General features: G+C 36.7%; 27 protein-coding genes. All 27 read right to left on the bottom strand.

Features of this window, described 5'->3' with window-relative positions; all coding sequences use genetic code 11:
- Position 1: 1 nt before the first annotated feature.
- The 27 genes from DCE79_RS04435 to sucC all read right to left on the bottom strand — a co-directional run bounded on the left by DCE79_RS04435 (position 2) and on the right by sucC (position 25,032).
- Positions 2-364, bottom strand: a complete 363-nt coding sequence (locus DCE79_RS04435) for a response regulator (RefSeq protein ID WP_108711911.1) — start codon at positions 362-364, stop codon at positions 2-4.
- A gap of 23 nt (positions 365-387) precedes the next feature.
- Positions 388-1,626: a flagellar motor switch phosphatase FliY gene (gene fliY, locus DCE79_RS04430; RefSeq protein ID WP_108711910.1), complete on the bottom strand. Its 1,239-nt coding sequence runs from the start codon at positions 1,624-1,626 to the stop codon at positions 388-390.
- Complete coding sequence (gene fliM, locus DCE79_RS04425; RefSeq protein ID WP_108711909.1) at positions 1,619-2,614, bottom strand: flagellar motor switch protein FliM; 996 nt, start codon at positions 2,612-2,614, stop codon at positions 1,619-1,621. Before fliM ends, fliY begins: the two co-directional genes overlap by 8 nt.
- Before the next feature lie 47 nt (positions 2,615-2,661).
- Positions 2,662-3,090, bottom strand: a complete 429-nt coding sequence (fliL, locus tag DCE79_RS04420; protein ID WP_108711908.1) for a flagellar basal body-associated protein FliL — start codon at positions 3,088-3,090, stop codon at positions 2,662-2,664.
- Positions 3,077-3,301 (bottom strand): flagellar FlbD family protein, encoded by a 225-nt coding sequence (locus DCE79_RS04415; RefSeq protein ID WP_108711907.1) that lies wholly within the window; start codon positions 3,299-3,301, stop codon positions 3,077-3,079. The genes fliL and DCE79_RS04415 overlap by 14 nt, the downstream gene beginning before the upstream one ends.
- Before the next feature lie 83 nt (positions 3,302-3,384).
- Complete coding sequence (gene flgG, locus DCE79_RS04410) at positions 3,385-4,359, bottom strand: flagellar basal body rod protein FlgG (RefSeq protein WP_108711906.1); 975 nt, start codon at positions 4,357-4,359, stop codon at positions 3,385-3,387.
- Between the two features lie 102 nt (positions 4,360-4,461).
- Positions 4,462-4,836 (bottom strand): TIGR02530 family flagellar biosynthesis protein, encoded by a 375-nt coding sequence (locus DCE79_RS04405; RefSeq protein WP_108711905.1) that lies wholly within the window; start codon positions 4,834-4,836, stop codon positions 4,462-4,464.
- Between the two features lie 12 nt (positions 4,837-4,848).
- On the bottom strand, positions 4,849-5,586 hold the full coding sequence (gene flgD, locus DCE79_RS04400; protein WP_108711904.1) for a flagellar hook assembly protein FlgD: 738 nt from the start codon (positions 5,584-5,586) through the stop codon (positions 4,849-4,851).
- Positions 5,587-6,849 carry a flagellar hook-length control protein FliK gene (locus tag DCE79_RS04395; protein WP_108711903.1) on the bottom strand — a complete coding sequence of 421 codons (1,263 nt, stop codon included), beginning with the start codon at positions 6,847-6,849 and terminating at the stop codon, positions 5,587-5,589. It abuts the gene before it with no gap.
- 27 nt (positions 6,850-6,876) lie between these two features.
- The gene (locus tag DCE79_RS04390; RefSeq protein ID WP_234417332.1) at positions 6,877-7,491 is read right to left on the bottom strand and encodes a MotE family protein; all 615 of its coding nucleotides are present in this window, start codon (positions 7,489-7,491) and stop codon (positions 6,877-6,879) included.
- 4 nt (positions 7,492-7,495) lie between these two features.
- Entirely contained in the window at positions 7,496-7,945 is a 450-nt protein-coding gene (gene fliJ / locus DCE79_RS04385; RefSeq protein WP_108711901.1) for a flagellar export protein FliJ, read from the bottom strand.
- The gene (fliI, locus tag DCE79_RS04380) at positions 7,945-9,270 is read right to left on the bottom strand and encodes a flagellar protein export ATPase FliI (RefSeq protein WP_108711900.1); all 1,326 of its coding nucleotides are present in this window, start codon (positions 9,268-9,270) and stop codon (positions 7,945-7,947) included. The genes fliJ and fliI overlap by 1 nt, the downstream gene beginning before the upstream one ends.
- A gap of 5 nt (positions 9,271-9,275) precedes the next feature.
- Positions 9,276-10,070 carry a flagellar assembly protein FliH gene (fliH, locus tag DCE79_RS04375; protein ID WP_108711899.1) on the bottom strand — a complete coding sequence of 265 codons (795 nt, stop codon included), beginning with the start codon at positions 10,068-10,070 and terminating at the stop codon, positions 9,276-9,278.
- Positions 10,063-11,076 (bottom strand): flagellar motor switch protein FliG, encoded by a 1,014-nt coding sequence (fliG, locus tag DCE79_RS04370; RefSeq protein ID WP_108711898.1) that lies wholly within the window; start codon positions 11,074-11,076, stop codon positions 10,063-10,065. The genes fliH and fliG overlap by 8 nt, the downstream gene beginning before the upstream one ends.
- Positions 11,077-11,090: 14 nt before the next feature.
- Positions 11,091-12,677 carry a flagellar basal-body MS-ring/collar protein FliF gene (fliF, locus tag DCE79_RS04365; RefSeq protein WP_108711897.1) on the bottom strand — a complete coding sequence of 529 codons (1,587 nt, stop codon included), beginning with the start codon at positions 12,675-12,677 and terminating at the stop codon, positions 11,091-11,093.
- A 58-nt stretch (positions 12,678-12,735) separates the two neighbouring features.
- Entirely contained in the window at positions 12,736-13,044 is a 309-nt protein-coding gene (gene fliE, locus DCE79_RS04360) for a flagellar hook-basal body complex protein FliE (RefSeq protein WP_108711896.1), read from the bottom strand.
- Between the two features lie 6 nt (positions 13,045-13,050).
- Positions 13,051-13,515, bottom strand: coding sequence for a flagellar basal body rod protein FlgC (flgC, locus tag DCE79_RS04355; protein WP_108711895.1), 465 nt, complete (start codon positions 13,513-13,515; stop codon positions 13,051-13,053).
- Between the two features lie 2 nt (positions 13,516-13,517).
- Positions 13,518-13,910 (bottom strand): flagellar basal body rod protein FlgB, encoded by a 393-nt coding sequence (flgB, locus tag DCE79_RS04350; RefSeq protein ID WP_108711894.1) that lies wholly within the window; start codon positions 13,908-13,910, stop codon positions 13,518-13,520.
- A 499-nt stretch (positions 13,911-14,409) separates the two neighbouring features.
- Positions 14,410-15,189, bottom strand: coding sequence for a GTP-sensing pleiotropic transcriptional regulator CodY (gene codY / locus DCE79_RS04345; protein ID WP_108711893.1), 780 nt, complete (start codon positions 15,187-15,189; stop codon positions 14,410-14,412).
- An 85-nt stretch (positions 15,190-15,274) separates the two neighbouring features.
- The gene (hslU, locus tag DCE79_RS04340) at positions 15,275-16,672 is read right to left on the bottom strand and encodes an ATP-dependent protease ATPase subunit HslU (protein ID WP_108711892.1); all 1,398 of its coding nucleotides are present in this window, start codon (positions 16,670-16,672) and stop codon (positions 15,275-15,277) included.
- Entirely contained in the window at positions 16,672-17,214 is a 543-nt protein-coding gene (gene hslV / locus DCE79_RS04335; RefSeq protein WP_108711891.1) for an ATP-dependent protease subunit HslV, read from the bottom strand. The genes hslU and hslV overlap by 1 nt, the downstream gene beginning before the upstream one ends.
- 17 nt (positions 17,215-17,231) lie before the next feature.
- A complete protein-coding gene (gene xerC / locus DCE79_RS04330) occupies positions 17,232-18,131 on the bottom strand; it encodes a tyrosine recombinase XerC (RefSeq protein WP_108711890.1) in 900 nt (299 codons plus the stop codon).
- A gap of 267 nt (positions 18,132-18,398) precedes the next feature.
- Complete coding sequence (trmFO, locus tag DCE79_RS04325; protein ID WP_108711889.1) at positions 18,399-19,712, bottom strand: FADH(2)-oxidizing methylenetetrahydrofolate--tRNA-(uracil(54)-C(5))-methyltransferase TrmFO; 1,314 nt, start codon at positions 19,710-19,712, stop codon at positions 18,399-18,401.
- An 18-nt stretch (positions 19,713-19,730) separates the two neighbouring features.
- Positions 19,731-21,815 carry a type I DNA topoisomerase gene (gene topA / locus DCE79_RS04320; protein ID WP_108711888.1) on the bottom strand — a complete coding sequence of 695 codons (2,085 nt, stop codon included), beginning with the start codon at positions 21,813-21,815 and terminating at the stop codon, positions 19,731-19,733.
- Positions 21,816-21,940: 125 nt separating this feature from the next.
- The gene (dprA, locus tag DCE79_RS04315) at positions 21,941-22,834 is read right to left on the bottom strand and encodes a DNA-processing protein DprA (protein ID WP_108711887.1); all 894 of its coding nucleotides are present in this window, start codon (positions 22,832-22,834) and stop codon (positions 21,941-21,943) included.
- Positions 22,835-22,951: 117 nt separating this feature from the next.
- On the bottom strand, positions 22,952-23,854 hold the full coding sequence (sucD, locus tag DCE79_RS04310) for a succinate--CoA ligase subunit alpha (RefSeq protein ID WP_108711886.1): 903 nt from the start codon (positions 23,852-23,854) through the stop codon (positions 22,952-22,954).
- Positions 23,851-25,032, bottom strand: coding sequence for an ADP-forming succinate--CoA ligase subunit beta (sucC, locus tag DCE79_RS04305; protein WP_108711885.1), 1,182 nt, complete (start codon positions 25,030-25,032; stop codon positions 23,851-23,853). Before sucC ends, sucD begins: the two co-directional genes overlap by 4 nt.
- Positions 25,033-25,218: the final 186 nt, after the last annotated feature.

Raw genomic sequence — 25,218 nt, 5'->3', positions numbered from 1 at the left:
ATCAACCTAAAGCTTTTTGAATTGCTTCAATTACACGATCAGCTTGGAAAGGTTTAACAATAAAGTCTTTTGCGCCAGCTTGAATTGCATCAATTACCATCGCTTGTTGACCCATTGCAGAACACATAATAACTACAGCACTTGGATCTGTACCTTTAATTGCTTTTAAAGCTGCGATACCATCCATTTCAGGCATTGTAATATCCATTGTTACTAGATCTGGACGTAATTCATTGTACTTTTCTATTGCTTGAAGTCCATCAGCTGCTTCTCCAACTACTTCAAACCCATTTTTCGTTAAAATGTCTTTAATCATCATGCGCATGAATGCTGCATCGTCAACAATTAAAATCTTTTTAGACATATTCTGATTCCTCCAATTAAAAACTATCTTAAATTGTTCAAGCGATCAGCTTGACTTAAAATATCTGTGATTCGAACACCGAAGTTCTCATCAATTACTACAACTTCACCTTTTGCGATTAAACGACTGTTCACTAAAATATCTACAGGTTCCCCAGCAAGTTTATCTAATTCAATAACAGAACCACTTGTTAATTCTAGAATTTCTTTTACAGAACGTTTTGTACGACCTAATTCTACTGTTACTTGTAAAGGAATATCTAGCAACATATTTAAATTACGCGCTTCGTTTTGTGAAATGTTAGCAGACTCAAAACTTGCGAATTGGGCTTGTTGTACATTTGCTTGAGGCGCAACATACGTTGGCTGTTGATATACTGGTTGTTGATATACTGGCTGCTGATACATTGGTTGTTCATACATCGGCTGCTGCATTGGTTGCTGCATCGGTTGTTGAATCGGCTGTTGCATCGGCTGCGCTTGTTGTTGAACAGGCTGTTGCATAGGTTGAGTTGGTTGTACTGGTTGACTTAGTGTTGGTGTAGTTGCAGCAACTGGTTCATCAACCTCTCCCATTAATGACTTTACTACTTTTTTACTAAATTTTAAAGGTAATAATTGCATTAAATTTGAATCGATTAGATCACCAATACGTAATCTAAATGAAATTTTAACTAATAAATCATCCTGTGGGATATTATCTGTTCCCTCATTTTGAGAAATATTCATTAAATCAATTGAAGGTGGTGAGATATCCACTTTTTGGTTAAAGATCGTTGACATTGATGTAGCAGCTGAACCCATCATTTGATTCATTGCTTCTTGAACAGCACTTAATTGGATTTCACTTAACTCGGGTTTAGGATTTAATCCGTCACCACCAAGCATTAAATCCGCAATAATAGCTGCGTCTGATTGCTTGATTACTAGTAAATTCATGCCTGATAATCCAATTGTATATTCTACTTGTACAGCTACATATGGATGAGGAAACTCTTCTTCTAAACGATTTCGATTAATCATCGAAATGCTTGGTGTTGTAATATCAACCTTTTGTCCTAATAATGCAGATAACGCAGTAGCCGAACTACCGAAGGAAATATTCCCCACCTCGCCTAACGCATCTTGCTCCATAGCACTTAAGTGGTCATCTACTTTAATTTCTTCTACTTCTTTAACTTCTGAATTGGCAGGAATATCCTCCAATGTCTCGCCCCTTAATAGAGCCTCAATTTCTTCTTGGGAGAGCATTTCATCACTCATGTTCGTCTCCTCCTTTCAAAGGGTCGATAATTTGGATAGCCATTTTTTTATTTAATTTACCTGGCTGAACTGTGAATTTCGGTAAATTACCCACTTTTAATGTTAGTGGATTTTCAATTTTTTGATCTAATTCAATTACATCACCAATTGCCATAGTGAGGAAGTCTTCAATCGTAATATCTGTTGTACCTAACTCAGCAATGACAGGTAGTTTGGCTTGTTTAACACGTGTTTCTAACATTTTTGTTTGCTCTGGAGAAATTTCTTTCGTATTCGTTTGCATCCAGTAACGTACAGATAAGTTAGGCACGATTGGTTCTAAAACAACGTGTGGAATACATATATTAATCATACCTGTTGTTTCACCAATAATCGTATTTAACGAAATAACTACGACTGTTTCATTTGGAGAAATCATTTGTAAGAATTGTGGATTTACTTCTAATTCCACAAGCATTGGATCAATCTCAGCGACATTTTCCCATGCCTCTCTTAAGTTATCAAATGATCGTTCGAATAAATTAGTCATAATTTTTGTTTCAATCTCTGTTAAATTATCAACATTACTATGACTTGCACCAGTACCGCCCATTAATCGATCTAACATTGAATAAGCAATGTTCGGGTTAATTTCCATTAAAATATTGCCATCTAACGGTGGTACCTCGAAAACATTAATTAATGTCATATTCGGAATGGAACGTACAAATTCTTCAAATGGAATTTGGTCTACCGATGCTACTGTAATTTGTACATAACTTCTTAATTGCGCTGAAAAGAATGTCGTTAACAGTCGTGCAAAGTTTTCATGTATTCGGGTCAAACTTCGGATTTGGTCTTTTGAAAAGCGAAGCGCACGTTTAAAGTCATAAACTTTCACTTTACGCGTCTCGTCTTCTTTTTTCATGTCTGCTGCAGACATTTCTCCGGTCGAAATCGCTGATAAAAGCGCATCAATCTCGGATTGAGACATTATATCTCCTGCCATTTGCCCACCTCCATTTCATGATGTTTCAAAATGTGTACTTAGTTTTGTTATTGCAGAACGTAGGAGGTAATATACACTTGCGTTACTTCACCTGATTGCATCAATTCATTTACTTGCGATTTGATAGCATTTTGGAATGCAACTTTCCCTTGCTTACCTTCTAATGATTCCTTTTCCATTTCTGATAACTCTTGAATAACGATATTTTTCACTTGGAAATCACGTTTTAGTAGCTCTTCTCCAGATTTTTTATCAGAAGCTTGTACTTTTAATGTAACTTTTACGAAGCTTCCATCTGCTAAGTTTGTTGTAATTTCTGGAATATCAACAGATGATTCAACGATTTCATCAATCGTTGGTCCAGTAGTAGCTGTACCTTTATCTAGTTGTGTTAATAACACAACTACAATAACACCAATTAATGTAATCGTCACTAAAATTATGAGCATAATTGTTAATAGTTTATTGTTCTTCATCTTCTTCACCTCTTAGATGCGGGTTTGATAAAACTTGTATATGGTTATAAAAGGTCTTTACCTTTTGTCGCACCTGATCCTCAGTTTCTAAAACAATGAATTTACGCCCAGTCGTCAGCGTAATCTGTGTGTCTGGAAAAGCTTCGACTGTTTCTATGTATAGAGCGTTTAAAGTAAATGGTTTGCCATTAAGGCGCGTTACTTCAATCATTGAAAATGGGGCCGGACCTCCTCAGAGAGCCGGCCCGACCCTCCCTTACAATGAATTATTTTGAAAACTATAAAGCTAACTAATTATCGTTTTAAGTTTACAAGCTCTTGCAGAATCTCATCCGAAGTTGTGATAATACGAGAGTTTGCTTGGAAACCACGTTGTGCAACAATCATTTCTGTGAATTCTTCTGAAAGGTCAACGTTGGACATTTCGACGAAGCCAGAGTTGATTGAACCGATACCAGCAACAGTACCTACTTGAACATAACGGTCACCTGAGTTAGAAGTTTGTTGGAAGTAGTTTGAGCCAGTTTTTTCTAAGCCTGAAGCATTCGGGAATTTTGCCATTAATAATTGACCAGCAAACATTAAATCGCCTTTATAGTCAACATAGCTAATTGTTCCGTCTTTACCAATACTCATACTTTGAGCAGTTGTCGGGATACGAATTGCGCCTACTTCTCCATCCTCCGGAGTTAGTACACCATCAACATCTAAATTTGCACCCTCAGTTCCTGAAGCAACTGGACGATCCACACTATCGAATAGAACACCTTCATCACCATCTTCGCTAACTGAATAATTATCAGCACGAACACCAACTAAATATTTACCATCAGCGTTTACAACATAACCATTACGGTCCATATAGAAGTTTCCAGCTCGTGTGTACATGATATTAGAAAATGCATCCTCACCAGTTTCCTCAATAACCCCTTCATCATCAGGAGCAGTACCATCAGCAACCATGAAGAATCCTTCACCTGAAACCGCTAAGTCTAATGTACGAGCTGTTGATTGCATTGAACCTGAGTTGTGAATTGTATCAATCGCAGCTAATTGAGCACCTAACCCTACCTGAATCGCATTCGTACCACCGCGAGTTGCTGATGGAGCAGATGCACCTGATTGTGTTTGTGAAATTAAATCTTTGAAAATCGTACGTTCCTTTTTGAAACCGTACGTATTTACGTTGGCGATGTTGTTACCAATTACATCTAATTTTGTTTGGAAGTTTTTTAACCCTGAAATACCTGAATACATTGAACGTAACATTGTATGTCGTTCTCCCTTCAATTTTCAAATTCACGTGTAACGTGATTTTAGTTGTCTCTATCATTCAACAACTCTAGGCTCCCTTACTTCAGAAGGTCCAGCCTATAATACGATCGTTCCATCAATATTCGTAAACAATTGCTGTTTTGCTTCTGCACGATCTAATGCGGTAATAACGGTTGCATTTTTAGCACTTATAACTAAAGCCGCTTGATCTAAAATCACTAAAGGTTGATTAACCCCTTTGTCTCTCGCTTCGAATACTTTTTCAGTAATTTCTTGCCACTCACTATCTGAAATGGAAATATTACGTTCATTTAGACGTACCGAGGCATGCTTACTAATCTTTAGTTCTTGCGTTGTTGCTTGTTTTAAATGATCGATAAACGATTGCTTAGAAACTTGTGATGAACTTGATTTTGCAGTTGGTTGTATAGGTGGATGATACGGTATATGTTGAATATTCACTCGATTCATCTAAATCACCTCTTATTCAGTAACGGTCTCTGACTCAGCTACTTGCTCTTCATCGTCCTTCGTCTCTGTTGAATTTTCAACAACTGTAAATTGATCTTTCGTTAAACGTGAACCATCAGCTAATAGATATTCAATTTCACCATTACTTTTATTGACAATTGATTCAATAATTTCTTGCACTAATTCACTTGTCGTTGCTGATGTGTACGCAACCGTTTTTCCAAGCATTTCACTCGCCTGTACCAATGGATTCGTTGGTACTTTCGGTGTCGTAGATGTTGCCTCACCACCACCCAAAATCGAAGAAATATTACCAGGTTTAATTTCTTTTCCATCTGCTAACACGAATACTGCTTCACCATCAATGAATTTTAATTCTTTGATTTGACCTGTACCATCATTATAAATTGGAGTACCTTTGTCATCTAATTTATCCGTTAGTTCATGCCATTTTACTTCTTTACCTACAAATGTTGAATAATTCATGAGCTGAGACTGTTGCTGTGATGCGAGTAAATCTCCCATTGCTTTTGTCATATTTTGCATTTGCTCTAAAGAAGAGAACTGTGCCATTTGCGAGATAAATTCTTTATCATCCATTGGGCTTGTTGGATCTTGGTTTTGAAGTTGTGTAATTAAGATTTTTAAAAACGCATCTTTTCCTAAAGCACCATTGTCTGCCTTATCCGTCACTTTGAAATTCGGATTATTAGCTGGTAAATAATAATCATTTGAAATGCCGTTTGCCATCTATTCTACCTCCTCGCTTAGTAAATCTTTAAACGAAACTTTTTCATCCTCATTGTCTTCTTCATTTTCATCTACTTCGTCTTGTTCTTGTCGACCAAAGAAGTTATTTAAGAAGCTTTGATCACGTGTGTTACGGTCTGCATCTTGTAAAGATTGCGCAACATCAATGCGATCCATTTGGATGTTTTGAGCTACAAATCCAGCTTTTAATTGGTTTAAGTTATTTTCTAATAGCTCTTTACCATGGGCTGTTGTTGCTAATATTCGTGCTGTAAATACGCCATCTTTTTGTACTAATTCGATACGAATTTGTCCTAAATTTTCAGGGAATAGTTTTAAAAATAGCTTCATATTGCCTTGTTGACCTGAAATCTGGCTACGATTAATTAAGTTTTGGATTTCTTTTACTAACGCCTCAGACTGTGCAGGTTTTTCTGCTGGTAATGTAACTGTTACCGTTTTTGTCTGCGTTGTTTGTTGTTGTAATCCTACTCCTGATTGTGTTTCTGTTTCAGTTTTTACTGTTGTTTGTTGAGTAGACCCTTGTTGCATTACTTGCTGTACAACTTGTTGGAATGTAGCTTTTGGCGCTTCTTGCTGCTGTGTAGTTACTACCGCTTGAGCCTGAGTAGCTAAATTTGCCAATGCTTCTGTTAATTGATTTAATTGTACTTCTTGTTGATATACTGTATCGACTTTGTTACCGAACAGCTGTGCTAATTTTAAAAATTGGACAACTTGTTGTACTTCTTTTGGCTGCACGTCTAACTGCTGATTTTGCTGTGTACCTTGTATCATAGCTAGTATTTCACTTAAAATTGCAGGTGCTTGTTCAATAATTGACCATACATCCGTAATTTCTTGCTCCGTTTCACCTAACAATTGCTGAACAATTTTTGTCAATTCTTCTTCAGTTGTTCCAAGTAATTCAGTTAAATTTTCTAACGTTAGAATTTCATCAACTGGCACTGGATTGCCCTCTTCACCGACAAAGATGAAAAGTCCTGCCTCATCCATTTCAACGCCTAATTCATCTAGTAAACTTTCTAATGAATCCGTAGATAAAATGGCTGTTACGCCTTCTGCTAATGAATCTGTACTCGGCGTTTCAGTTGGTGTTACTGGTTTCGACGTAGACATAATCGATTGAAAGACACTACCAAAAGCATTTGCATCTGGTGTTGAAGTTTCTACTGAATTCGATTTCACTGTAGGTTGTTGGACTTTTGTTGCTGACATTGCTTGTAACATTGCGATATTCATTCATTCCACCTCCTTTCAATAGTTGCATTATTGTTGAGATAAAAGTTCTGTATAACGTGCTGCATCTGCTGGTGTCATTTTCGAGAAAATCTCCGATAATGTATCGGGTTTCATACTCGACATAATCCGTAAGCTTTCTGTATCACTCATTTGAACTAAAATTGGTGCGGATTTTTTAGCTGACATTTTCTCGAAGGTTGAAAGAATTTCTTTGAATTCTTTTTGTGTTTCTTCTTGATTACGTTTTAATTTTTCGATTTCGAATACTAAACGTTCTTGTTCAGCTAACAATTCCTCTTTTTCAAGTGCTGAGGAATCCATTTTCGATTGTAGCTGTGTGATTTGAATTTCTTTTTCTTGAATTTCTGCTTGTAGTTCAACTACTTTTTGTTCGTTTAATGAACTGTTTTCTGAAACTTCATTTTCATCAGACTGTATAAATGGAATTTTTTCTACGACATCATCTGCCATTTTAAATACATTAAAATCCGTTCTCGTTGTGATAATTAGTAAAATAGCAATTATAAACATTAACGGGATAATAAATAAATAGAATAGCTTTTTGAAAAATCCAACTGGTTTATGTTCTAGTTCTACCTCATTATTTAGTAATTCTAGTTCTTCTTTATTTTTTTTTGCCACGAAATCACCTGATTTCCTTCTTGTAATACGCAATTGTGGAAAGCTCATCTAATTGAATCGCTTCAATACGTTGTTGATCTTCTTTAAATCGCTCAAAATCATTTTCTCGCATCTTTTCATACTTACGTACTTCCAAGTTTTTTTCTAATAATTTTTGTTCATGCCAATTCATCTTGGCACGCGCTTGTACTACTTTTTGTTGTACATCGGCAATTGTTTTTTCCATACTATCGATAAATTTCGAGTAGTGATTGATTTCATCAATTGAAGAACCAACTTTTAAACGTTCTAATTGGTATGCAATTAAATCTTCTTTTTTCTTTAATAGGTCATATAACTTCGTCGCTATTTCCTCAAAAACTTGTACCGATTCTTTAAAAACTAATTCTGCCTCAGATTTTTCTTGATCTTTGACATTGAGTATTTTTTCAAAGCGATAAATATAGTTTGACACTATTTCGCACCACCATTTGATAATGAAATGATTTCATTGACTGTTTGATCGATTGAAACTTTGTCCTTAAATCCTTGCTTTAAAAATTGTGTAATTAATGGTTCATACTGAATGGCTTCATCGATTTCCTTTGACGTACCACGTTTGTATGCTCCGATATTAATTAAATCCTCTGACTTAGAATACGTGTAGTACAGCTCCCGTAAACGACTGGCCGCTTTCACATGCTCTGGATCCGCAATATGATTCATTAGACGACTGACACTTTTTAACACATTGATTGCTGGATATTGTCCTTTGTTTGCCAAGTTACGATCCAATACAATATGTCCATCAAGAATTCCTCGAACTGCATCTGCAATTGGTTCATTCATATCATCACCATCAACAAGTACTGTATAGAATGCGGTAATCGTTCCGTGAATATTCGTACCAGAGCGCTCGAGTAATTTTGGTAAAATAGCAAATACAGAAGGTGTATAACCGCGTGTTGCTGGTGGTTCCCCTACTGCTAAACCAATTTCACGCTGGGCCATCGCAACACGTGTTACGGAGTCCATCATAAGCATGACGTTTTTTCCATGATCTCTGAAATACTCTGCAATGGCTGTTGCGGTAAAGGCCGCTTTAATACGCATCAAAGCCGGTTGATCACTCGTAGCTGCAACAACAATTGAACGACTTAATCCCTCAGGGCCTAAATCTCGTTCGATAAACTCTCGAACCTCACGTCCACGTTCCCCTACAAGCGCAATGACGTTAATCTCTGCTTTTGTATTACGTGCAATCATACCGAGTAACGTACTTTTCCCGACACCAGAACCTGCAAAAATACCTACACGTTGACCACTACCTACTGTCAACATTCCGTCAATTGCCTTGACCCCTACTTCTAATTGCTCATCGATTGGCGGACGGTGCAAAGGATTTGGTGGTTCTTTATCCGTTTGAACAGAAGTTAAACCTTTTGGTAACGATTGCCCATCAAACGGGTTACCCATCGCATCTAATACTTTACCAATAAGTTCAGGACCAACCTTCACTTCAAGCGGCATTCCAGTACCTTCTACAAGACACCCAATCGAAATTTCTTTTAAACTGGAGTATGGCATAAGGATGACAATTTCATCCTTAAACCCAACTACCTCAGCTAACATTACTTGTGTACCATTTTTAGCTGTTTGGATATGAATTTTACAAACGTCACCGATCGAACTTTCCGGACCTTGAGACTCAATCATCAAACCGACAACTCTCGTCACTCTTCCATACTTTTTGAATGTATTAAGATTAGGAATTTGTTCAACTAATTGAGTCATTTTCATCCGTATCATTCCTTACTTTCTATTAATTCGTACAATTGTTGACGCAATTCTTTTAATTGCTCATCGATTGAGACAACAATTCTTCCATGATTCGTTTCGATGTAACTCTCTGTATCATTTAAGTCTTCATTGACAAAAATCATAAATGGTACGTTTGCGGGGAACATTTCAGCTAGTTCGTTATGATGCTGCGAAACGAGTGCATGATATTTTGGTGAAACATAAAGTTTAATTTCTTTCATTTCTCTTGCTTCTTTTAATCCGCGCTCAATAATTGAAACGAATAGTTCATCTTGTCGATCAAGGGAAGCATTTAAAATTCGCTCTGCTCCTGTTAATGCAATGTCTAATATGACTGTTTCTTGAGATTCAATATATTGCTGAGCATTATTTTGCGCGTCTTTCATAGTTGTATTTGCAACTTGTAATGCCTCTGTCATATCAGAATTTGCCTTCTGAATGCCTTCTTCATAGCCTTGTGCAAATCCTTCTTCATGAGCTTGTTGTTGAAGAATCACTTTTTCTTCTTCCCATGTTTGTTTTAACGCTTCAATTGCAGCTAATTGCTCGTTGCGAAATTCCTCAAATTGCTCACGTTTTTGTTCAATTTCACGTGTTGCTTGCTGTAGCATCATTTGACGCTCTTGTTCAATATCTTCCAGCGTTAATTGAGTTGTATTATCTAGTGTATCTTCCTCCGCGTCCACATAATGAATCGGCTCGAAGAAACTTTGAAGTTTAATTTCTACAACAGCTTCTTCAGCTGGTTGTGCATTTGTTGAACGGATGATTCTAGACAATTACGTCATCTCCTCCACCACGTGCAATAATAATTTCACCTGCATCTTCTAAGCGACGGATAACTGCAACGATACGAGATTGAGCTTCTTCTACATCACGTAGTCGAACTGGTCCCATAATTTCCATTTCATCACGGAATGTTTCAGCCATACGTTGTGACATATTGCGGAAAATAATATCTTTTACTTCGTCTGAAGAAACTTTCATAGATAATAATAAGTCTTCGTTTTCGCAATCGCGGATGACACGTTGAATTGAACGGTTGTCCAGTGTAACGATATCTTCGAATACAAACATACGTTTTTTGATTTCTTCTGCAAGCTCTGGATCTTGAATTTCGAGTGCATCGAGAATCGTTTTTTCTGTTTGACGATCTACACCATTTAAAACTTCGACTACTGCATCTACGCCACCAGTTTCCGTGTAATCTTGTGTAACAGTAGATGATAATTTACGTTCAAGTACGGATTCGATTTCACTAATTACCTCTGGAGAAGTTGATTCCATAATGGCAATACGTTTAGCAATATCTGCTTGTACTTCTTGTGGTAATGATGATAGGATGACACCCGCTTGCCCTGGCTCTAAATAAGAGAGGATAAGGGCAATTGTTTGGGGATGTTCATTTTGAATAAAGTTAAAAATTTGTGCTGGATCGGCTTTACGAGCAAAGTCAAATGGACGCACTTGCAAGGATGAAGTTAGTCGATTTAAAATAGCTTGTGCTTGTTCTGCGCCTAAAGCTTTTTCAAGTACCGTTTTCGCATAACCAATACCACCTTGTGTGATATAGTCTTGCGCTAATGCAATTTGATGGAATTCTTCAATGATTTCTTCCTTCACTGAAGATTCCACTTTTTTTACACCTGAAATTTCCAACGTTAGACGTTCAATTTCTTCTTCACTTAAATGCTTGTATACAGAAGCCGAAACTTCTGGCCCTAGAGAAATTAGCAGTAAAGCAGCCTTTTGCTTTCCTGATAGGTCTTTATCTTTCTTGGACACAGCTGAACCTCCTATTAGTCTTCAGCAATCCAACTACGCAATAGCTTCGCAAAATCTTCTGGCTTATCTTTTGCCATTTTTTCTAGTTGCTTACGGCGTACAGTCGCTTCAGTTTCTTTTTCTTCAGAAATATCTTCTACTTCAATTAATTGCTGTTGTTTTTCGATAATTTCTAGCTCTTCCTCTTCTTGCTTACGTTTACGAGCACGTAGTACATAAATTACTAGAAGAATAATGGCTACTAGTAGGATACCGCCAATAACCCAAACCCACCAAGGTATTACAGATTGAGGGTCTGTAGCATCTGTGTCATTTCCTTGGAATTTTTGTACAGATACAACGATTCGATTTGCAATTTCCTCATCTGTTAAAATACCAGCTGCATCTTGATCAATTGATGTACGAACAATTGTCGATAAAATTTGTTCGATATCTGAACGAACACTGTCATTGATCCCTTCAGTTTCCGGTGAATCTACCATAACTTGGATACCTAAGTTGCGAATTTTGTATGGACTTTCTTGAATTTCACGTTTGATACGGTTGACATCATTGTTGATTGTTTCCTCAACACGTTCATAGTCTCCGTCACCTGACGAACCTTCAACGTAATCTACGAAGTTATCTGTAACATTTCCAGCCTCTGGAGAGCCATCAGCCGCCGCTGAACCTGAATATGTCTCAGTAATACGCTGTGCACTAATTTCAATACCTGTCATATTCTCTTCATCAACAGGTTTCACTAAATTTTCTTCACGGTTTTCCTTTTTGAAGTCCACATCAGCTGAAACGTTTACAACTACTTTATCTTGTCCTATTAATGTACCTAACATTTGTTGAACTTGTCGTTGTAAGTCACGCTCGATCGTTTTCTTAACTTCCATTTGACCCGTTACAGAATCAACACCGCTGCTACCACTTTCAGCAGCCGCTAGATCATAATACTCAGAATATTGGTTCATAATCGTAATGTTTTCTTTAGGCAAATTGGGAATACTCATTGACACTAAATTAAAGAGTCCCTTAATTTGTTCATCTGTAAATTTATGTCCTGCTGCTGTTTTTAAGACGATGGCCGCTTGCGCTGAACCTTTTTCATCTTTAAGGAAAATTCCTTCATCTGGTAATGTAATAACAACGCTCGCATCTTTTACTCCGTCAAATTTACGAATTAAATTAGCTAAATCTGTTTCAGTCGCTGCTTTTTTTATGACATTGAACTCATTGTCCGTCATACCAAAACCAGCATTTTCTGTAAAGAAGGATGCGTCAATTTCATCTGAATCTGGATAACCCTGAGCTGCCAATGACACTTTCAAGTCATCTACTTGCTCTTCAGGCACTAAAATTGTTGTGCCACCATTTGCTGTTTCATACGGTACACCTTGTGCAGATAAAACCTCTGTAATTCTCCCAACCTCTGCTATAGGAAGTTCAGGGAACAACTGCGCCATCGTTGTGCGTGTTGAATAATATGTAAGAATAGCCGCAAGTGCAATAATAGCTACAACCGCACCGATTACAGCACCCTTTTGATTTTTAGTTCGACTCCTCCAGAAACTAGTGGAGTCACTTTTAATTTTTGTAAGTCGTTCATTCATTATGAATCCTCCGGTTATAGTGAATGCCCAACAATTAATTATTCGTCAAACAAAATAATTATACACTCATGCGCATAATTTCTTGATAAGCTTCCACTGCTTTATTACGAATCTCAATTGTTGTGTTTAAAGTAATACTTGCCTTTTGAGAAGCAACCATTACTTCGTATAAATCAACATCTCCACCACTAATTAATTTTTGTGTCATCATATCCGATGTATTTTGTTGTTCATTAACACCTGCAATCGCATCTTTTAAAGCTTCTGCGAATTGTTGTTGTGCATCAGCCGAAGTGACTTTATTGCCTGTGTTTAATTCATTCACAGATTGTGTCGGAGACATAAACGATACTGGATTAATCGCCATTAATTATCATCCTTTCCCAATTTCTAACGCTTTCATTAACATACTTTTATTTGCGTTAAAGGCTGTTATATTTGCTTCATAAGAACGTGAAGCTGAGATTAGGTCTACCATTTCCTTCAATAAATCTACATTAGACATTTGTACATATCCATCTTCATTTGCGTCAGGATTGGTTGGGTCATATACGAGTTTAAACGGAGTCTCAGTATCTTCTTTAATTGAAGTGACTTTTACTCCATTACCTACACCTGCTTTAACCGTTTTACCCATTGCCATATTCAAAAAGTTTGAAAACTGGCCTTGCTCTTCTTTCAAAGTAACGGATTTTTTACGATAAGGCTCCCATTCGCCATTGACTTGCTTTGCTCGTGTAGTATCTACGTTTGCAATGTTTGAAGAAATAACATCCATACGTAAACGGTTCGATGTTAATGCCGAAGCTGTTGTGTTCATACTATGAAAAATAGACATTACTAACGACCTCCTTTAACAACTGCATTTAACGTACTAAATTTCCCATTCATTCGTTCAATTAAGGCGTTATAGTAAATTGTATTCTCGGCTAACTTTGCTTGCTCAGTGTCCATATTAACTGCATTGCCATTTGGACGTGAGCGGAAATTTTCATTAGAGTAAACACCATTACTACCAATTTCTATATTAAAATCGTAATGTCTCGCATCCGTGCGATTTGCTGAAATCGTAGCACTTTTTGCATCATTCAATACATCTTTAAAACTAACTTCCTTTGTTTTGTAATTAGGTGTATCTACATTTGCTATATTTTGTGCGATCGTTTTATTTTTCAACGTAGCAAAAGAAAGTCCATTTTCTAGTCTACGAATCGTACCACCAAACAAATCCAAATTTTTTCACCTCTTTTACTTTTTGTAAAATCCTCCAAGCAACAACCTAATAATACAATTGTAATTATAATGAATCCAAGTGTCTATTGTCTTTTGGCACTTTTTGCTAGTCTTTAGGAACTATTTTTTCGATTAATTTCGTCGGGATATTTTAAAATCGGTTATTATTTGCTCAATTTCCGTATTTATATAATCCATTAGAATCTATAAATTCCCAAATAACCAGATAAATTTACTATCAATAAATCGTTATATATTACTTATTTATGTACGAAATATTCGCAATTGAGTAGGATTTACAACCTTAATATTAGCTTATACCACTGGAAATAAGTGTATTTTTATAGATTATTCATAAATTTGTAACATTAGCATCTATCCATTCAATAATAATAGCCTTCTCGAAAAATATTAATTTTCCATCAACTATTTTTCTACATGATTCTACAAAAAAAGCGGTAAAACGAAATTTCGTTTTACCGCGCTATCAAAAAAAGGGTTATTTCATTTTAATTTCAGCTAAAGCTGTTAAGAACTTATCATTTAATACTTTAATATAAGTTCCTTTCATACCTAATGAACGAGATTCGATTACACCAGCTGATTCCAATTTACGTAATGCATTTACGATTACTGAACGTGTAATACCTACACGGTCTGCAATTTTAGAAGCTACTAATAAACCTTCGTTGCCGTCTAATTCTTCAAAGATATGTTCGATTGCTTCAAGCTCCGAATAAGATAAAGAATTGATCGCCATTTGTACAACAGCTTTCGAACGTGCTTCTTCTTCAATCTCTTCTGATTTTTCACGTAAAATTTCCATACCAACTACAGTTGCACCGTATTCAGCTAAAATTAAATCGTCATCTTCAAATTGATCGCTAATTCGAGCTAAAATTAATGTACCTAAACGATCTCCACCACCGATAATCGGAACAATTGTTGTTAAGCCAGATGCAAATAAGTCTTTGTTTTCAATTGGGAATGCAGTGTGTTCGTTATTAATATCTAAGTTTGGAGATGTTACTGTAATGTTAAATAAATTTTGTGTATATGCTTCAGGGAACTGACGTTCTTCAAACATTTTTTTAATACGTTCGTTCTCGATTTGTTGGTGAATTGAAATACCTAATAGTTTACCTTTACGGCTAACGATAAATACGTTACTTTCGATAATGTCACCTAATGTATTGGCCATTTCCTTAAAGTTTACTGGTTTACCTGCAGATGCTTGAAGCATTGCATTAATCTTTCTTGTTTTCTGTAATAAATTCATTCTAATTTTCCTCCTACGGAACGCTTATTAATTCACTCAATATTCTAAAGGTTTTTATAATTTAAAGATACTATTTCAACTTCATTTAAAGAATAAATTGTGATAAATCCTTGTTTTTTACGATATTCGCCAATTTTTGATCGACATAATTCGGCGTAATTTCAATATTTGCAGGTGCAATTTCAGAGGCTTCATACGATAATTCCTCTAGCAAGCGTTCTAAAATCGTATGCAAACGACGTGCGCCAATATTATCTGTTTCTTGATTTACTTCTGTCGCAATTTCTGCAATACGTTCAATAGCCGCATCAGAAAATTCAATCGTTACACCTTCTGTTGCCAATAAGGCTTTATATTGTAAAATTAACGATTGATCAGGTTCTTGTAAAATACGTACAAAATCGTCCTTTGTCAGCTTTTCTAATTCTACACGAATCGGGAAGCGCCCTTGTAACTCAGGAATCAAATCACTAGGTTTCGACATGTGAAACGCACCAGCCGCAATAAATAACATATAATCGGTTTTCACTGGGCCATATTTCGTCGTTACAGTTGATCCCTCGACAATCGGTAAAATATCACGTTGTACGCCTTCCCGTGACACATCTGCAGTAGATGAGCCTTTGCTTGCGATTTTATCAATCTCATCAATAAAAATAATTCCCGCTTGTTCTGCACGATGAATCGCTTCACTCGATAACGAATCTGCATCGATTAATTTATTAGCCTCTTCTTGTATTAAAATACGACGAGCATCATTTACTTGTAGCTTACGTTTTTTTGTCTTTTTCGGCATTAAATTCGAAAGCATATCTTGCATGCCACCCGCATTCATATCCATATGCATACCTGGCATTGCATCAAATAATGCTGGAGCTGCTTCAGCAACTTCAATCGTAACCCACTGATTTTCTAACTTACCATCCTTTAAGTCTTTGGCAATTTGCGCTCGTCTTGAACGAACTTCAGTATCTTCTACTTGATCCGTTTCTTGTTCCGACGTAGTTTCTTTTTGTCCAAATAACATTTCAAAAGGATTTTGAGTCAGTTTTTCTTTAACTTTTGATGGAGCTAATAATTTTACAAGTTGGTCATTCGCATTACGTTCTGCTTGCTCTCGCACAGCTTCAACCATTTCTTCTTTCACAAGACGACGTGAAGCTTCTACTAAATCACGCACCATCGATTCAACATCGCGGCCAACATAACCTACTTCAGTAAATTTTGTCGCCTCTATTTTGATAAATGGCGCATTTGTTAATTTGGCAATTCTACGTGCAATTTCCGTTTTCCCGACACCGGTTGGCCCAATCATCAAAATATTTTTTGGAATGACTTCATTTTTCAATTCTTCACTAAGTAATGAACGGCGATATCGATTACGAAGTGCAATAGCAACCGCGCGCTTTGCTGTTTCTTGACCAACAATATGACGATTTAAGTGTTCCGTAATTTGTCTTGGCGTTAAATTATTTGTTGTCATTATAATGCCTCCAAGATAATATTATGGTTCGTAAACACACAAATATCCGCTGCAGTCGTTAATGCAGCTTCTGCAATTTCTTTTGCCGTTAAGTGATCCCCCGCATGTTTCTTAAGAGCTCGACCTGCTGATAATGCATAGTTACCGCCTGAACCAATTGCTAAAATACCATCATCAGGTTCAATTACTTCTCCTGTACCTGAAACAAGTAACAAAGTCGATTGATCCATTACAAGTAGCATTGCCTCTAATTGACGTAACATTTTATCACCACGCCACTGTTTTGCTACTTCAACAGCCGCTCTTTGTAAATTTCCATTGTATTCATTTAATTTCACTTCAAACATTTCAAATAACGTGAATGCATCTGCAACCGAGCCAGCGAAACCTGCTAAAACTTTCCCATTAAACAGACGTCTGACCTTTCGTGCCGTATGCTTCATGACAACTGCATTCCCTAGTGTAACTTGACCATCGCCCGCCATCGCACATTCACCTTTATGATGAATCGCAAAAATTGTCGTTGCATGAATTTGACCCATTCGCTCTTCCTCCTTATTTATGCCCTAGGATGACTATTCATATAAGTCTTCCGAAGCGCCTCTTTCGTTACATGAGTATAAATTTGAGTAGAAGATAAATTCGCATGTCCAAGTAATTCTTGAACAGTTCGCATATCTGCCCCGTTATTTAATAAATGAGTAGCAAACGTATGACGTAACATATGCGGATAGATTTTCGTATGCATACTTGCATTCTCAATCATCTCGCTTAATATATAACGCACACCTCTAGCGGTAAGTTCGCCCCCACGCATATTTACAAATACTTTTTGATGATTTTTATTTTTCATCAACTGTGATCGTACTTGTTCTATGTACAAAACAAGTGCATCGTGCGCATATTGTCCAAAAGGTACGATTCTTTCTTTACGCCCTTTACCCATTACCCGGATAATGCTGTAATGAAAATCAATATCCCCTAGTTCAACTGCTACGCATTCACTTACACGAATCCCAGTTGCATAAAGTAATTCTAATAACGCCATGTTTCGGACTTGCATAGGTTCTGTCCCTTTATTCTTTTCAAAAAGCTGTTGCAACTCTTCTTCATAAAAAAAGCTCGGTAATCGCTCTTCCTTTTTCGGATGATAAAGGGAACGAAACGGAGCATCATCAATATTATGTTCTCGATTTAAAAATCGAAAAAAAGAACGAATCGATGAGATTTTCCTTGAAATAGAAGTTCTTGCTTTTTGTTCGTCATAAAGTTTGGTTACGTATAATCGTGCATGAATATAATCAACTTCTGTAATATCCTGTATGCCTTCAGACTCTATAAATGCAAAAAAATCGATTAAATCAGATTGATATTCGCGTACGGTATGCAGCGAAAAGTTTTTTTCGATTTGTACATAGCGAATATATTGATCTAACGCTTCTTTTAACAAAGAGTTCATCTGGCTTACCTCCAAAGAATATAACTTAAGTAAATTTGAAATTTTTGACTACTGATAATAACAATTAAAACACACATATTGACACTATACTTATCACAGAAAGATTTCAAGTGTAAAACTCTTTATTTATGTAGCTTTCTTGTATTTTTTAATTCATTCAAATAAATATCGCAAAAAAATTGTTTAGATTTCCTTAATATTTCAATAAATGTATTATGCATAAATAAAAGCCCTTAAAGTATATCAATCTTTAAGGGCTTATTGCAATTAAATTGCTTGAATATTAATAAAATTTTGAATTGTTTCTAACGCTCGATTAGCATGACGTTCTGCACGTTCGGCTTTTGATTTAACACGTTCCCCTAGATTAGGAAAAATGCCGAAGTTAACATTCATTGGTTGGAAGTTTTTCGAATCTGCTTCCGTAATATAACGTGCCATCGCCCCTAATGCCGTTTCAGCTGGGAAATGTAATAACGGTTCGCCTAACGCTAAGCGAGCCGCATTAATACCAGCGACTAAGCCACTACCTGCTGATTCTACATACCCTTCAACACCCGTCATTTGACCAGCGAAGAAAATATTTGGATTTGAGAGTAATTGATACGTATTATTTAACACTTTCGGCGAGTTAATAAATGTATTACGGTGCATAACGCCGTAGCGAATGATTTCTAAATTTTCTAATCCCGGAATCATAGATAATACACGTTTTTGTTCTGGCCATTTTAAATGTGTTTGGAACCCTACTAAATTATAAAGCGTTCCGGCTGCATCATCTTGACGTAATTGAACAACCGCATAAGGACGTCTTCCTGTTTTAGGATCATCAAGTCCAACAGGTTTCATTGGACCAAATAACATCGTCTTTTCACCGCGTGCTGCCATTACTTCAATAGGCATACATCCTTCGAAATACTTTTCTTTTTCGAATTCTTTTAACGGTGCACATTCCGCTGTAATTAATGCTTCACGGAATGCATTAAACTCTTCCTTCGTCATCGGACAGTTTAAATAAGCCGCTTCCCCTTTGTCGTAGCGTGATTTTAAATATACTTTTTCCATATCAATTGAATCTTTTTCAATAATTGGTGCTGCTGCATCATAGAAGTATAAATATTCTTCACCCGTTAGCCCTTGAATAGTTTTCGCTAAGTTTTCAGATGTTAAAGGACCCGTTGCGATTACTGTAATCCCTTCAGGAACTTCTGTTACTTCTTCATTGATGACTTCAATTAATGGATGATTTTTAACATTTTCTGTTACATAACCAGCAAACTCATGGCGGTCTACTGCTAATGCTCCACCAGCTGGTACGGAACAGTTATCTGCGGCAGTCATGATGACAGAATCAAGCTTGCGCATTTCTTCCTTAATTACACCTACTGCATTGGTTAAACCATTGGCACGTAATGAGTTAGAGCATACTAACTCGGCAAACTTATCTGTGTGGTGAGCTGGCGTTTGTTTTACTGGACGCATTTCATATAATCGAACTTTTACGCCTCGTTTTGCAATTTGCCAAGCTGCTTCTGATCCTGCAAGACCAGCACCAATTACATTTACAATTTGTTGTGTCATTGTTGTTACCTCATTATCTTATTGTGACGGTGTTTCTTCATAGTCGCATTCGCTATTTGTACACTGAATTTGAACACCTTTTTTTGATTTTTTCTCTACTAATAAAGTACTACATTTTGGACAAGGTCGACTGATTGGTTTATCCCATGAAACGAAATCACATTCTGGGTAGCGATTACATCCATAAAATACACGCTTTGTTTTTGACTTACGTTCAACAATTTCGCCTTCTTTACATGTCGGGCACTTCACATCGATTAACTTCACAATCGCTTTCGTATTACGGCAATCTGGGAAGTTGGAACACGCCATAAACTTACCATATCGTCCTAATTTGAATACCATTGGCCCACCGCATTTTTCACAATCTTCGCCAGCTGGTTCATCTTTGATTTCGATTTTTTCCATCTCTTCATCTGCATATTTTACACGTGGTTCAAAATCTTTGTAGAAATTATCAATAACGCTCACCCAACGTGTGATACCTTCTTCAATTTCATCTAAATTATGTTCCATTTGTGCAGTAAATTCGATGTTGATAATTTCCGGGAAAAATTCTAATGTTGCTTGATGAACAATTTCGCCCAACTCTGTTGGTACAAAGCGTTTTGTATCTAATTGAACATAACCGCGCTTTTGAATGGTATCTAATGTTGGAGCATACGTAGACGGACGACCTATACCTAGTTCTTCTAACGTTTTTACTAAACGTGCCTCTGAATAACGTGGCGGTGGCTGTGTGAAATGTTGCTTTGGTTCAATTTCTAATGATTTTACTTTATCACCAATTTCCATTTCTGGTAATAGTTTATTTGTTTCTTCTGTTTGATCGTCTGTACCTTCAATATATAACTTCATAAAACCAGCAAATTTCACTTGTGAGCCATTTGCACGGAATACGACATCATTATTTTGTAAATCTACTGTTACGGTATCTAGTACAGCGGATGACATTTGACTTGCAATAAAGCGCTCCCAAATTAGGCGGTACAAGCGTAGTTGATCGCGACTTAAAATCGCCTTTAACTCTTCTGGCGTACGCATTGCACTCGTCGGACGAATAGCTTCATGCGCGTCTTGTGCATTTGCTTTTGCTTTTACTTGTTTCACTTCTTGTGATACAAATTCTTTGCCGTACTTGCCTTCAATATATGAAATTGCTTCTGTTTTTGCAGTTTGTGAAATACGTGTTGAATCTGTACGCATATAAGTAATTAAACCAACAGCGCCTTCTTTTTTACTTAGCTCAATACCTTCATAAAGTTGTTGTGCAAGCATCATTGTTTTCTTTGCACGGAAATTTAATTTTCGTGCTGCCTCTTGTTGAAGTGAAGATGTCGTAAAAGCAGGTGCTGCGTTACGTTTACGTTCTTTTTTCACAACATTCATTACTTCAAAATCGGATCCCTTAACTTTTTTCAAAATCGTCTGTACTTGATCTTCATTTGTTAATTTAATTTTTTCTTTGCCATTTCCATAATAAAATGCTTCGAATGGTTTTTTTCCCTTTTCAAACGACGCATCAATTGACCAATATTCTTCTGGTTCAAAGCTTTTAATTTCATTTTCACGATCAATAATTAAACGTAGTGAAACCGATTGTACACGGCCTGCTGATAAACCTTTTTTAACTTTCTTCCATAAAATCGGGCTAATATTATATCCAACAAGACGGTCTAAAATACGTCGAGCTTGTTGTGCATCCACTAAATCCATATTAATTGGTCGAGGACTTTTAAAGCTTTCTAAAATGGCTTCTTTTGTAATCTCATTAAAGACAACGCGGCAATCTGATGCTACATCAATATTTAAAGCTGTAGCTAAATGCCAGGCAATTGCTTCCCCTTCACGGTCTGGATCGGCCGCGAGATAGATTTTTTTTGCTTTTTTCGCTGCTGTTTTTAGATCTTGTAAAACGGGACCTTTACCACGAATCGTAATATATTTTGGTTCATAATCATGTTCTGTATCAATCCCCATTTGACTACGTGGTAAATCACGTACATGTCCAATAGAAGCCTTTACTTTATATTTCTTTCCTAAATAGCGTTCAATTGTTTTCGCCTTTGCAGGTGATTCTACTATTACTAAATAATCTGCCATCTTTTTTTCCTCCTTAGAGAGGTTTGTTATTTTCTAAAATTCCCTATAGAGAATTTGTCAATGTTTTTTCAAAGCTTTTCCTGTTGCAAAATGTATAACAGATTAGCAGATAATGCAACTTTTTTTCAACGAAAACTTGAAAACATTTGCAATTCCTCAAGTATTTGATAACCATCCCATACTGGAATTGCCCCTTCTTTTATCAGTTTATTCGGCCCTCTTGATTGCTCAGAAAAAATATTACCCGGTATTACAAATACATCTTTTCCCTGCTCCAATGCAAGCTCCGTCGTAATAAGCGTTCCACTTTTTAGCGAGGCCTCCGTTACGATTAATCCTTGGCTTAACCCACTAATAATACGATTTCGAGCAGGAAAATGCCATTTTTGTACACCTACATAGGGTGGGTATTCCGTTACGAGTAAATGATCAATTGCCATTTGTTCGGCAAGTTGCTGATTTTGTTTTGGATATAAGTGAAACAACCCATGTCCGAGCACCCCGATGGTTTTCCCACCATAAAGAATCGTCGCTTCATGGGCAAAACGATCTGCCCCCTTAGCCAATCCACTTACTATGACAAACTGTTCATTTAATAACGGTGGTATTACTAATTTTAATGCTTCTTCACTATAAGACGTGGCCGCTCTCGAACCGATCACTGCTATTTTTTTAGACGCCTTTAATAAATCCTTATTCCCTTTAACATAAAGAACGGCTGGTGGGTCATAGATTGTTTTTAATGCAGACGGGTACCACTCATCATCATACGGAATGGCGTGTATTTTATGCTGTTCGTAATACGCCGTCATCGACATATCACGCATTTTTCTATAATGCGTCATTAAGTATAAAGCTTTTTCCTGTTTTATATTTAAACAATGAGCGATGTCATATGCTGAACGATTCATTAATTCATCTAAATCGCCTAAAACATTTAATAATCGTTGAATTTTATGCCAAGAGAGAGGGGAAATATAATGAAGCACGAGTAATTGCTGAGTAAAAATAGTTGTCATTTAAACACTCCTTATTTTTAATAGAAGAAATTAGAATGACCGCATATTTTTTTGAAAGAGCGTGAAGTAATTCATGATAAAAAAGATGTAGCGCATGGCGACGCTACATCTTTCATTTTAATGTGTTTTACAAGCTTCGTATAGCCCTTTTTCTTTAATCACTTTAATTAAAGTTTCACCAATAACAGATGGTGTTGGTGCTACTTCGATACCCGCTGCATTCATGGCTTTAATTTTTTCAGCCGCTGTACCTTTACCGCCTGAAATGATGGCACCTGCGTGACCCATACGTTTTCCTGGAGGCGCCGTTTGACCACCGATGAAGCCTACAACTGGTTTCTTCATATTTGCTTGAATCCATTCAGCAGCTTCTTCTTCTGCTGTGCCGCCGATTTCACCAATCATAACGACTGCATATGTTTCAGGATCTTCGTTGAATACTTTTAAGCAGTCAATGAAGTTTGTCCCGTTTACTGGATCTCCACCAATACCTACAGCTGTCGTTTGACCGATACCTGCTTGTGTTAATTGATGTACCGCTTCATATGTTAATGTACCAGAACGTGAAATAACACCTACATGCCCTTTTGTATGGATGTAACCTGGCATAATACCAATTTTACATTCATCTGCTGTAATAACACCTGGACAGTTTGGACCAACTAAACGAGTCTTTTTACCTTCCATATAGCGTTTTACTTTTACCATGTCTAACACTGGAATATGCTCTGTAATACAAATTGTCATATCAAGATCAGCATCCACTGCTTCAATGATTGCATCTGCTGCGAATGGTGCTGGAACATAAATAACTGAAACGTTTGCACCTGTAGCATCCACTGCTGCTTGCACTGTATTGAATACTGGTACGCCTTCGATTTCAAGACCACCTTTACCTGGTGTTACACCTGCAACGATTTTTGTACCATATTCTATCATTTGCTTTGTATGGAATAGGGCTGTTTCCCCAGTAATACCTTGTACAATTACTTTTGTTTCTTTATTAATGAACACGCTCATGCCATAACCCCGCCTTCAGCCTCTACTAATTCAACGATTTTTTGTGCGCCGTCTGCCATTGAGTCAGCTGCTACAATATTTAAGCCAGATTCATTTAATAGTTGTTTACCTAAATCTACATTTGTTCCTTCTAAACGAACAACTAACGGTACTTGTAAACCAACTTCTTTTGCAGCAGTGATAACACCTGATGCAATGATGTCACATTTCATAATACCTCCAAAAATATTAACGAAAATTCCTTTAACATTTTTGTCAGATAAGATAATTTTAAATGCTTCTGTTACTTTTTCAGCTGTCGCGCCGCCCCCAACGTCCAAGAAATTGGCCGGTGAACCGCCGTAATAACTAATCGTGTCCATTGTTGCCATCGCAAGACCAGCACCATTAACCATACAGCCAATATTTCCATCTAATGAAATATAGCTTAAGTCATATTTAGACGCTTCGATTTCTTTTGGATCTTCTTCATCAAAATCTCGTAATTCAATAATATCTTTGTGGCGATATAATGCATTTGCATCGAAATTGAATTTTGCATCTAATGCTACAACTTGATCATCACCCGTTACTACAAGTGGGTTAATCTCTACTGTTGATGCATCTTTATCGATAAATGCTTTATAGATACCTAACATAAGTGCTACCGATTTGTTCACTAAGTTAGATGGAATGTTCATATTAAATGCCATACGACGTGCTTGATAAGGCATTAAACCTGTTACAGGATCGATGACTTCTTTGAAGATTTTTTCTGGATTTGATTCTGCTACCTCTTCAATATCCATGCCGCCTTCTTCTGAACCCATCATGACAACACAAGAAGTTGCGCGGTCTAGTACTAAACTTAAATAGTACTCTTTTTTAATGTCCGATCCTTCTTCAATGTAAAGACGTTTTATTTCTTTACCTTCTGGACCTGTTTGATGCGTTACTAAAACTTTGCCTAATAACTCTTTCGCATATGAACGAACTTCTTCAAGATTTTTTGCAATTTTTACACCGCCCGCTTTACCACGACCGCCTGCATGAATTTGTGCTTTAACAACTGTTACGTTCGCACCTAATTCTTTTGCCACTTTTACTGCTTCATCTGGTGAAAACGCTACACTTCCTTTTGGAACTGCCACACCGTATTTTCTTAATATTTCTTTTCCTTGATACTCATGGATATTCATGATACATCCTCCCATCGGACATTTGGAAATTATTCTACTAACATTTTCTATTCTAAACAATAATTCAGACAATGTCTATATTTGTCATAAAAACGTTTTTTATATGTTTTTATGAACAAATATTCTTTCTGTATAAAATTACTAACTTTTTAAAAAGTATTTACTAAATAGAAAAAAGCGCGCTGA

Origin of the sequence: Lysinibacillus sp. 2017 (assembly GCF_003073375.1) — a bacterium.
GTDB lineage: Bacteria > Bacillota > Bacilli > Bacillales_A > Planococcaceae > Solibacillus.
Note: the sequence above shows the minus strand (reverse complement) of the source record. Positions and strands in the feature narration are given on the sequence as shown.